Annotated in this window: 10 protein-coding genes; 9 read left to right on the top strand and 1 reads right to left on the bottom strand. The window is 71.6% G+C overall.

The window, feature by feature from the left end:
• The first annotated feature begins 73 nt into the window (after positions 1-73).
• The 4 genes from rplM to JF597_RS42640 all read left to right on the top strand — a co-directional run bounded on the left by rplM (position 74) and on the right by JF597_RS42640 (position 3,242).
• Positions 74-517, top strand: coding sequence for a 50S ribosomal protein L13 (gene rplM, locus JF597_RS42655; protein ID WP_294009407.1), 444 nt, complete (start codon positions 74-76; stop codon positions 515-517).
• A gap of 42 nt (positions 518-559) precedes the next feature.
• Entirely contained in the window at positions 560-1,072 is a 513-nt protein-coding gene (gene rpsI / locus JF597_RS42650) for a 30S ribosomal protein S9 (RefSeq protein WP_093499626.1), read from the top strand.
• Positions 1,073-1,252: 180 nt separating this feature from the next.
• Positions 1,253-2,611 carry a phosphoglucosamine mutase gene (gene glmM, locus JF597_RS42645; protein WP_294009405.1) on the top strand — a complete coding sequence of 453 codons (1,359 nt, stop codon included), beginning with the start codon at positions 1,253-1,255 and terminating at the stop codon, positions 2,609-2,611.
• Between the two features lie 109 nt (positions 2,612-2,720).
• Complete coding sequence (locus JF597_RS42640) at positions 2,721-3,242, top strand: hypothetical protein (RefSeq protein ID WP_294009403.1); 522 nt, start codon at positions 2,721-2,723, stop codon at positions 3,240-3,242.
• 76 nt (positions 3,243-3,318) lie between these two features.
• Here the strand turns inward: JF597_RS42640 and coaA are convergent, their stop codons facing one another.
• The gene (gene coaA, locus JF597_RS42635; RefSeq protein WP_294009401.1) at positions 3,319-4,287 is read right to left on the bottom strand and encodes a type I pantothenate kinase; all 969 of its coding nucleotides are present in this window, start codon (positions 4,285-4,287) and stop codon (positions 3,319-3,321) included.
• Positions 4,288-4,450: 163 nt separating this feature from the next.
• On the opposite strand from coaA, the gene glmS reads away from it, so the two are divergent.
• From glmS to alr, 5 genes are all read left to right on the top strand, one after another.
• A complete protein-coding gene (gene glmS, locus JF597_RS42630; protein WP_294009399.1) occupies positions 4,451-6,298 on the top strand; it encodes a glutamine--fructose-6-phosphate transaminase (isomerizing) in 1,848 nt (615 codons plus the stop codon).
• 69 nt (positions 6,299-6,367) lie between these two features.
• On the top strand, positions 6,368-6,739 hold the full coding sequence (locus JF597_RS42625) for a holo-ACP synthase (RefSeq protein WP_294009397.1): 372 nt from the start codon (positions 6,368-6,370) through the stop codon (positions 6,737-6,739).
• A gap of 68 nt (positions 6,740-6,807) precedes the next feature.
• Positions 6,808-8,259 (top strand): NAD(P)H-hydrate dehydratase, encoded by a 1,452-nt coding sequence (locus JF597_RS42620; protein ID WP_294009395.1) that lies wholly within the window; start codon positions 6,808-6,810, stop codon positions 8,257-8,259.
• 313 nt (positions 8,260-8,572) lie between these two features.
• Positions 8,573-9,424 (top strand): L,D-transpeptidase, encoded by an 852-nt coding sequence (locus JF597_RS42615; protein ID WP_294009393.1) that lies wholly within the window; start codon positions 8,573-8,575, stop codon positions 9,422-9,424.
• Positions 9,425-9,517: 93 nt separating this feature from the next.
• On the top strand, positions 9,518-10,723 hold the full coding sequence (gene alr / locus JF597_RS42610) for an alanine racemase (RefSeq protein ID WP_294009391.1): 1,206 nt from the start codon (positions 9,518-9,520) through the stop codon (positions 10,721-10,723).
• Positions 10,724-10,767: the final 44 nt, after the last annotated feature.

The raw sequence follows: 10,767 nt of genomic DNA, 5'->3' as shown, positions 1-10,767 counted from the left end.
TCGTCCCCAGCTGCACGATCGCTTCAGTGATGCCATGTGTCAGCACCCATCCACTGAAGAAGAAGGCTGCGAAGTGCGTACGTACAGCCCCAAGCCCGGCGATGTGACTCGCCAGTGGCACGTCATTGACGCTCAGGACGTCGTCCTGGGCCGTCTCGCCTCCACCGCCGCGTCCCTTCTCCGCGGCAAGCACAAGCCGATCTACGCGCCCCACGTCGACACCGGTGACTTCGTCATCATCATCAACGCCGACAAGGTGCACCTGTCCGGCAACAAGCGGACCCAGAAGATGGCGTACCGCCACTCCGGCTACCCGGGCGGTCTGCGCTCCGTCCGCTACGACGAGCTGCTGGACAAGAACCCCGAGAAGGCCATCGAGAAGGCCGTCAAGGGCATGCTCCCCAAGAACACCCTGGGCCGTCAGATGCTCACGAAGCTGAAGGTCTACCGAGGCGAGAACCACCCGCACGCTGCGCAGCAGCCGGTTCCGTTCGAGATCACCCAGGTCGCGCAGTAAGTCCGGCCACCCCCTAAGACTGAAGAGAATCTGAGGAGCATCGTGGCCGAGACCACTGCCGAGCAGCCGCTCGAAGAGCTTGACATCGACAGCTACACCACGGAGTCGGACGTCCCCGTCGAGGGCGAGTACACCTCCGAGTCCCTCGCGTCCCGCTTCGGCGACCCGCAGCCGGCCGCCGGCCTGGGCCGTCGCAAGAACGCCATCGCCCGCGTCCGGATCGTCCCGGGCACCGGCAAGTGGAAGATCAACGGCCGCACCCTCGAGGACTACTTCCCGAACAAGGTGCACCAGCAGGAAGTCAACGAGCCCTTCAAGGTGCTCGAGCTCGAGGGCCGTTACGACGTCGTCGCCCGCATCGCCGGTGGCGGTGTCTCCGGTCAGGCCGGTGCGCTCCGTCTCGGTGTCGCCCGCGCGCTGAACGAGGCCGACGTGGACAACAACCGCGGCCCGCTCAAGAAGGCCGGCTTCCTCAAGCGCGACGACCGCGCGGTCGAGCGCAAGAAGGCCGGTCTGAAGAAGGCCCGCAAGGCCCCGCAGTACAGCAAGCGCTAATCACCAGCTGCCTGCACGTACTCCGAACGCCCCGGCGGCACGCCACATGTGCCGTCGGGGCGTTCGTTTATCCCGGTCAAGGGCGTATAACGACACAAGACGCTCAAAGGCTGGTGTGATCGCATGACTAAGCGCCTGCCATCATTTCCTGGCAGCAAGGACGCTTCTTCAGGAGGACAAGTGGGACGACTCTTCGGCACGGACGGCGTGCGCGGTGTCGCCAACGCGGACCTGACCGCCGAGATGGCGCTCGGGCTGTCCGTCGCGGCGGCGCACGTGCTCGCCGAGGCGGGGACGTTCGAGGGCCACCGCCCGACGGCGGTCGTCGGACGGGATCCGCGCGCGTCCGGGGAGTTCCTGGAGGCGGCCGTGGTCGCCGGCCTGGCGAGCGCCGGCGTCGACGTCCTGAGCGTCGGTGTCCTGCCGACCCCCGCCGTCGCCTACCTGACCGGCGAGCTCGGCGCCGACCTCGGTGTCATGCTCTCCGCCAGCCACAACGCCATGCCCGACAACGGCATCAAGTTCCTCGCCCGCGGCGGCCACAAGCTCGACGACGAGCTGGAGGACCGGATCGAGGCGGTCTACGAGTCCCACCGGCACGGCGAGCCGTGGGAGCGGCCGACGGGCGCGGGCGTGGGCCGGGTACGGCCGTACGACCAGGGCGCCGAGCAGTACATCGCGCACCTCCTATCCGTCCTGCCGAACCGGCTCGACGGCCTGAAGATCGTTCTCGACGAGGCGCACGGCGCGGCCGCGGGGGTCTCGCCGGAGGCGTTCCGCCGGGCCGGTGCCCAGATCGTCACGATCGGCGCGGAGCCGGACGGGCTCAACATCAACGCCGGCTGCGGGTCGACCCACCTGGACAAGCTGAAGGCCGCGGTGGTCGAACAGGGCGCGGACTTCGGTATCGCGCACGACGGGGACGCGGACCGGTGCCTCGCGGTCGACCACACCGGCGAGGAGGTCGACGGCGACCAGATCATGGCCGTACTCGCGCTCGCCATGCGGGAGCGGGGCGTGCTGCGCGCCGACACCGTCGTCGCCACCGTCATGTCCAACCTCGGCTTCAAGCTGGCGCTGGAGCGGGAGGGGCTGCACCTCGTGCAGACTGCCGTCGGCGACCGGTACGTGCTGGAGGAGATGAAGGAGCACGGGTACGCCCTCGGCGGCGAACAGTCCGGCCACGTCATCATCCTCGACCACGCGACGACCGGCGACGGCACGCTCACCGGCCTGCTGCTGGCGGCACGGGTCGCAGAGACCGGGCGGTCGCTGCGGGAGCTGGCGGGCGTGATGGAGCGGCTGCCGCAGGTGCTGATCAATGTGCCGGACGTGGACAGGTCACGGGTGAAGACGTCCGCGGACCTGGCGGCGGCGGTCGCGGAGGCGGAGCGGGAGCTCGGGGAGACCGGGCGCGTGCTGCTTCGCCCTTCGGGCACGGAGCCCCTGGTGCGGGTGATGGTGGAGGCGGCCGACATCGAGCAGGCCCGGTCGGTGGCGGGGCGGCTGGCCGACGCGGTGAAGTCGGCACTCGGTTGAGCCTCAAGGCGTAGCAGAAAGTGCGTGACCGATCACTGACTGTTTTTCTTGCGTCGAGGCCGCTGTGCGCGGCGCCCCCTCGACGGAAGAGAAACACAGCATGGAGATCGTGAGCACAATCCTGAAGCGAGCGGCCGGTCCGGTTCTGGTGGCGGGTCTCGTCGTGGCCTCGTCCGCCACCCCGGCCGCCGCCGCCCCGGCGCCGGGCTCCACGGCGTTCCGTATCCTCGGCGGTCTGGTCGTACTCCAGGCGCGCGCCGGAGTGAACAACCAGGTCACGGCCGACAGTTCCACCGGCCGGCTGATCCTCACGGACACCACGGGCATCGCGATCGGCCCGGGCTGCACCCGGCTGAGCGCCACCAGCGCGGACTGCGGCAGCGCCGCCACGGTCACCCGGCTCGCGGTCCAGCTGAGCGACGGGAACGACACCTTCAACGGCTCCGCCGCCGCCGTCAGCACCACCGTCGATGCCGGCACGGGCATCGACCAGGTGACCACCGACGGCCGCAACGATGTCATCAGCGTGCAGGACAACGCCGGCGGTGACACGGTCGACTGCGGCGCCGGCGTCGACACGGTGTTCGCCGACCCCGGCGACAACGTCGTGAACTGCGAGCGGCGGGTCTAGGAGCCACCGGAGTCGCCCCGGACGAGCGCTGCCTGGCCCGGAGCAACTTCTGGGCCGGCAGCGGCACTTGGGCGCCCTACAGCTTGCGGAGCCGCAGCCGCTGCACCTTGTGGTCCGGTCCCTTGCGGACGACCAGGGTGGCGCGGCCGCGGGTCGGGGCGATGTTCTCCACCAGGTTGGGCTTGTTGATGGTCCGCCAGAGACCGCGGGCGTAGTCGACCGCCTCCTCCTCGGACACCTGGGTGTACTTCCTGAAGTACGAGTCCGGGTTCTGGAAGGCGGTCTGGCGGAGCTTCTTGAAGCGGTTGAGGTACCAGCGCTCGATGTCCTCCGCGTTCGCGTCGACGTACACGCTGAAGTCGAAGTAGTCGGCCAGGCCGACGCGGGTACGGCCGTCCTGGCCGGGGAGAGCGGGTTGCAGGACGTTGAGGCCCTCGACGATGAGGATGTCGGGGCGGCGGACCGTGAGCTTGCGGTCCGGGACGATGTCGTAGATGAGGTGGGAGTAGACGGGGGCGGTGACCTCGTCCTTGCCGGCCTTGATGTCGGCGACGAAGCGGGTCAGGGCCCGGCGGTCGTACGACTCGGGGAAGCCCTTGCGCGACATCAGGCCGCGCGCCTCGAGCTCCTTGGTCGGGAGCAGGAAGCCGTCCGTCGTCACCAGCTCGACGCGCGGGTGCTCGGGCCAGCGGGAGAGCAGTGCCTGGAGCAGACGGGAGACGGTCGACTTGCCGCAGGCCACGGAGCCGGCGACGCCTATCACGAACGGGGTGCCGGACTGGGAGCCCTGCTCGCCGAGGAAGGTGTTCAGGGCGCCTCTGAGGCCGTCCGTGGCGCCGACGTAGAGGTTGAGCAGTCGCGACAGCGGGAGATAGACGTCCCGCACCTCGTCGAGGTCGATGACGTCGCCGAGACCACGCAGCTTCTCGACCTCCTCGGCGGTGAGTGGCAGCGGCGTCTTGTCACGCAGCGCGCTCCACTCGGCACGGGTGAGATCGACGTAGGGAGTCGCCTCCGGCCTGTGCCGGTGGGCGCTCCGGGGCATCGGGGAGACCGGAGAGATCACATTCCATTGTTAACGGAGTTTGAACGGGGTGGGGGGTGGGGTCGGTCACGTGGGGTTCTGATCATGTGAAGGGGCCGATGATTTCCGATTTCGGGCACGCTGAGCCCGGTTCGGGCGGGGGGTGGCACTTAGGCTGCCGCTCATGTGCGGAATCGTGGGATACGTGGGGGCGCAGTCGGCGCTCGATGTGGTGGTCGCCGGGCTCAAGCGGCTGGAGTACCGGGGGTACGACTCGGCGGGTGTCGCCGTCCTCGCGGACGGTGGGCTGGCCTCGGCGAAGCGGGCCGGGAAACTGGTCAACCTGGAGAAGGAGCTGACGGAGCGGCCGCTGCCGGCCGGTGCCACCGGCATCGGGCACACCCGCTGGGCCACGCACGGCGGGCCGACGGACGCCAACGCGCATCCGCACCTCGACAACGCGGGCCGGGTCGCCGTCGTCCACAACGGGATCATCGAGAACTTCGCCGCGCTGCGGGGGGAGTTGGCCGAACGCGGGCACGACCTCGCCTCCGAGACGGACACCGAGGTGGTCGCGCACCTGCTCGCCGAGGAGTTCTCCGCCACCGCCGACCTCGCCGAGGCGATGCGGCTGGTGTGCCGGCGGCTGGAGGGCGCGTTCACGCTGGTCGCGGTGCACGCCGACGAACCGGACGTGGTCGTGGGCGCGCGCCGGAACTCCCCGCTCGTGGTGGGCGTCGGAGCGGGCGAGGCCTTTCTCGCCTCGGACGTCGCCGCGTTCATCGCCCACACACGGTCGGCGATCGAGCTGGGCCAGGACCAGGTGGTGGAGCTGCGCCGGGACGGTGTGACGGTGACCGGCTTCGACGGCGCCCCCGCGGACGTCCGCTCGTACCACGTCGACTGGGACGCGTCGGCGGCGGAGAAGGGCGGCTACGACTACTTCATGCTCAAGGAGATCGCCGAGCAGCCCAAGGCGGTCGCCGACACCCTCCTCGGCCGCATCGACGCGAACGGCTCGCTGACCCTGGACGAGGTCCGGATCGGCGCCGCCGAACTCCGGGAGGTCGACAAGGTCGTCATCGTCGCCTGCGGTACGGCCTTCCACGCCGGCCTGATCGCCAAGTACGCCATCGAGCACTGGACGCGCATCCCGTGCGAGGTGGAGCTGGCGAGCGAGTTCCGGTACCGGGACCCGATCCTGGACTCGCGCAGCCTCGTCATCGCCATCTCCCAGTCCGGCGAGACCATGGACACGCTGATGGCGCTGCGGCACGCCCGTGAGCAGGGCTCGAAGGTCCTCGCGATCTGCAACACCAACGGCTCGACGATCCCGCGCGAATCGGACGCGGTGCTGTACACCCACGCCGGTCCCGAGGTCGCGGTCGCCTCGACCAAGGCGTTCCTCACCCAGCTGGTGGCCTGCTACCTGGTGGCGCTCTACCTCGGCCAGGTGCGGGGCACCAAGTGGGGCGACGAGATCAGCGCGGTGATCCGGGACCTCTCGCACATCTCCGGCGAGGTCGAGCGGGTCCTGGAGACCATGGAGCCGGTACGGGCGCTGGCGCGGTCGCTGGCGGACAAGAAGACCGTGCTGTTCCTCGGCCGGCACGTCGGCTACCCGGTCGCCCTCGAAGGCGCCCTGAAGCTCAAGGAACTCGCGTACATGCACGCCGAGGGCTTCGCGGCGGGCGAGCTGAAGCACGGTCCGATCGCGCTGATCGAGGAGGACCTGCCGGTGGTGGTCGTGGTCCCGTCCCCGCGCGGTCGCTCGGTGCTCCACGACAAGATCGTGTCCAACATCCAGGAGATCCGGGCCCGCGGCGCCCGCACCATCGTGATCGCGGAGGAGGGCGACGAGGCGGTCGTACCGTACGCCGACCACCTGATCCGGATCCCCGCCACCCCGACCCTGCTCCAGCCGCTGGTCGCCACGGTCCCGCTCCAGGTCTTCGCCTGCGAACTGGCCACCGCCCGCGGCAACGAGGTGGACCAGCCGAGGAACCTGGCGAAGTCGGTCACGGTGGAGTGAGGAGACCGGCGGGCACTCGGCGCGACGCGGCCCGGCCCGTGGCCGCCTGACGGGTCGTAAGGTGCATCGGTGAGCATCATCGGAGTGGGTATCGACGTCGCCGAGATCGACCGGTTCCGGGAGTCACTGGAGCGGACCCCCGGGCTGGCCGGGCGGCTCTTCGTCGAGCGGGAGTTGTATCTGCCGGGCGGGGAGCGGCGCGGCGTCGCCTCGCTCGCGGCGCGGTTCGCGGCCAAGGAGGCGCTGGCCAAGGCCCTCGGAGCGCCACCGGGGCTGCTGTGGACGGACGCGGAGGTGGTCGTCGAGGACAACGGACGGCCGCGGCTGCGGGTGAAGGGGAGCGTGGCCGCCTGCGCGGCGGAACTCGGCGTGCGGTCGTGGCATGTGTCGCTCAGTCACGACGCCGGGGTGGCGTCGGCGGTGGTGATCGCCGAGGGGTGAGCGGGGTGAAGGGGGTGATGCGGGCGGGGCGGATGCGCGTCCCGCGGGTTCCGGGGCAGACTCGGGGCATGCGGACTGCTTACAGCGTGGAGACGGTACGGGCGGCCGAGCGGGAGCTGATGGCGCGGCTGCCGGAAGGGGCGCTGATGCAGCGGGCCGCCGCCGGGCTGGCCGCCGCCTGCGCCGACTTGCTCGGACGGGTGTACGGCAGCCGGGTGGTCCTGCTGGTCGGCAGCGGCGACAACGGCGGGGACGCGCTGTACGCCGGGGCGCGGCTGGCACGCAGAGGGGCGGGGGTCGCGGCCGTGCTGCTCGCGCCGGAGCGCGCGCACGAGGGCGGGCTGGCGGAGCTGCGCCGGGCCGGAGGAACCGTCGTACGGGACGGCGGCGCCGAGGAGTTGCTCCTGCGGGCCGACCTCGTCGTCGACGGGATCGTGGGGATCGGCGGGAAGGGCGGGCTGCGGCCCGAGGCGGCCGCGCTGGTGGCGGTCGTGGAGCGGTCCCGGGCCGCCGTCGTCGCCGTGGACCTGCCGAGCGGGGTGGAGGCGGACAGCGGCGAGGTGCGCGGGGCGGCCGTTCGGGCGGACCTGACCGTGACCTTCGGGACACACAAGCCGGGGCTGCTGATCGATCCGGCGCGGGAGTACGCCGGTTCGGTACGGCTGGTCGACATCGGGCTCGAACTGCCCGAGGAGGCCGAGCTGGAGGCGTTGCAGGACGCGGACGTGGCGCGGCTGCTGCCGGTGCCGTCGGCGGAGAGCGACAAGTACCGGCGGGGAGTGGTGGGCATCGTGGCCGGCTCGGCGCGCTATCCGGGGGCAGCCGTGCTGGCCGTCGCGGGGGCGTTGCGGGGCGGGGCCGGGGCCGTACGGTACGTCGGGCCGGCCAAGGACGAGGTGCTGGCCCGCTTTCCCGAGACGCTGGTGTCGGACGGGGGGCCGCGCAAGGCCGGACGGGTCCAGGCGTGGGTGGCCGGACCGGGGGTCGGGGACGACGCCGACGCCGTCGCCGAGGTGCTGGAGGCGGACGTGCCGGTGCTGGTCGACGCGGACGGGCTGCGGCTCGCCGACCGGGACGCGGTGCGCGGTCGTACGGCGCCGACGCTGATGACGCCGCACGCCGGGGAGGCGGCGGCCCTGCTGGGGGTAGGGCGTGAGGAGGTCGAGGCCGGCCGGCTCGCGGCGGTGCGGGAGCTGGCGGCGGCGTATCGGGCGACGGTGCTGCTGAAGGGGTCGACGACGCTGGTGGCGGCGGCCGGGGGAGGGTCCGCCGTCCGGGTGAACGCGACGGGGACGCCCTGGCTCGCCACCGCCGGGAGCGGGGATGTGCTGTCGGGGCTGGCGGGGTCGTTGCTGGCGGCCGGGTTGGACGGGCGGGACGCGGGGAGCGTGGCGGCGTATCTGCACGGGCTCGCGGGGCGGTTCGCGGCGGCGGGGGCACCGACGGTGGCCCATGCGGTGGCTGCGGAGCTGGGGGCGGCGTGGCGGGGGGTTTTCCCGGCCGCCCGCCCGACTCGGTAGGACAGAAGCGCACCGTCGCGGGGCTCCGCCCCGGACCCTGTCGGCAGGTGGGCCGGGTGAGGGGTGGTGGGGGTTGGTCGCGCAGTTCCTCCCCCGGCCTTCGGCCGCGGGTACCCCCAGCGCCCCTTACGGGGCGCTGCCCTGGGCCCTTGCGGGGCGGTGCGCGTGGCCCCTGCATCCCACGGGTGACCTCGCCGCGCGGCTTCCCGGAATTTTGGGGGCTCCGGGGTTGTCTGATCGCATGATTAGTGGACGAATCGTGTGCAAGCGGGGCCGTCTTGCGCGGGGTGCCGCGGGAACTCTCGTTGCTGCCGTGGCCGTTCTCTGCCTCGGCGCCGGGACCGGGGTCGCGGACGGTGCCGTTCCCGGACCGGGCGCTGCCGTCCCCGAGTCGGAGCTGGTGCCGGGGGTCGCGCCGGGGCCCTCGCAGCCCTGGCAGATCGACACCCCTGACCAGATGCTGGCGCCGAAGGTGTACACGCCCAGCGCCAAGGAGGACGCCGTCGAGCCGAAGGCGGCGGCGCCGGGGACGTACGACCTCATCGAGTACGTGCCGCTGAGCGACGCCGTCTCCAAGGTGAGTTGCTCGAAGCTCACCGGGCCGTACCAGAAGCAGATCGAGCAGTGGCTGAAGCTGAAGGTGGACGGGAAGCAGTCCGCCGCCGACTGCAAGGCCATCCAGAAGTTCCAGAAGAAGTACAAGATCAAGCCGGCCATCGGGTTCGCGGGACCCGTGACCTGGTACCAGATGATGCTCCTGTCGGCGAAGAAGAACCCGAACGCCGCCGGGAACTGCCCCGTGAAGTCGTACCGGGTCGCCTGTGTCGACCTCAACCGGCAGGTCACCTGGGTGCAGAAGGGCAGCAAGGTGGTCTACGGGCCGGTGCAGATGCGCAGCGGGCGCAAGGGCTACGCGACCCGGGCCGGATGGCACACCGTCTACTGGCGGCACAAGAACCACTGGTCGACCCTGTACAACTCGCCCATGCCGTACGCCCAGTTCTTCGACGGCGGACAGGCCTTCCACGCCGTCTACGGCTCCATCTACACCACCGTCGGCTCCTGGGGCTGCGTGAACCTCAAGCTCGGCGACGCGAAGAAGCTGTGGGGCGTGCTGAAGAAGGGCGACAAGGTATACGTGTGGGGGCACCGGACCGGTACGTGAGTCCGTGGTCGGCGGGTACCCGAGGGGTGGCCGGTGCCCTACCAGGGGCTGTGCCGGAGGGCTGTCAGAGGCCTCTGAGACACTGGGGGCGCGATGAGTGAGACACCGACTGCGCAGACTGCACCGACCGCGCCCCTGCGCGCCCGCGCCGAGATCGACCTGGCCGCCCTGCGGGCCAACGCGCGGACCCTGCGCGCCGTCGCGCCGGACGCGGCCCTGATGGCCGTGGTCAAGTCCGACGCGTACGGCCACGGGGCCCTCCGCTGTGCCCGTGCGGCGGTCGAGGCGGGCGCGAGCTGGCTGGGCACGGCCACCCCGGAGGAGGCGCTGGCGCTGCGCGCGGACCCGGGGCTGCCCGCGGACGTGCGGATCATGTGCTGGCTGTGGACCCCGGGCGGGCCCTGGCGGGAGGCCGTCGAGGCCGACCTCGACGTGTCGGTGAGCGACCTGTGGGCCCTGGGCGAGGTGACCGAGGCCGCCCGGGCGGCCGGCCGCCCGGCCCGTGTGCAGCTCAAGGCCGACACCGGGCTCGGGCGCAACGGCTGCCAGCCCGCCGACTGGCCCGAACTGGTCCGCGAGGCGCTGCGCGCCGAGGCGGCGGGACTGCTCCGGATCACCGGGCTGTGGTCGCACTTCGCCTGCGCCGACGAGCCCGGCCATCCCTCCATCGCCGCCCAGCTCACCCTCTTCCGCGAGCTGCTCGGGTACGCCGAGGAGCAGGGCGTGCGCCCCGAGGTACGGCACATCGCCAACTCGCCGGCCACCCTCACCCTCCCCGAGACCCACTTCGACCTCGTCCGCACGGGCATCGCGCTCTACGGCCTCTCGCCCAGCCCCGAGCTGGGCAGCGCGGCCGACTTCGGCCTGCGCCCCGTGATGACGCTGTCCGCCTCCCTCGCCCTGGTGAAGCGCGTACCGGCCGGGCACGGGGTCAGCTACGGGCACCACTACGTCACGCCCGGCGAGACCACCCTCGGACTCGTCCCCGTCGGCTACGCGGACGGCATCCCGCGGCACGCCTCCGGCACCGGCCCGGTGCTGGTCGGCGGCAAGTGGCGGACCGCCGCCGGGCGCATCGCCATGGACCAGTTCGTCGTGGACCTCGGCGGCGACCAGCCCGAAGTCGGCACGGAGGCCGTGCTGTTCGGCCCGGGCGACCGGGGCGAGCCCACCGCCGAGGACTGGGCCCAGGCCGCGGGCACGATCGCATACGAAATCGTCACCCGCATCGGAACCCGGGTACCCCGCGTCTATGTGAACGGGGAACCGACTGGGCAAGAACCAGGGGACGGCGCCTGACCCCCGGGGTTCGGCGGCGGTACGACCCGGTTACACCTGTATCA

The organism is Streptomyces sp. (assembly GCF_019510245.1).
Taxonomy (GTDB): Bacteria; Actinomycetota; Actinomycetes; order Streptomycetales; family Streptomycetaceae; genus Streptomyces.
Note: the sequence above shows the minus strand (reverse complement) of the source record. Positions and strands in the feature narration are given on the sequence as shown.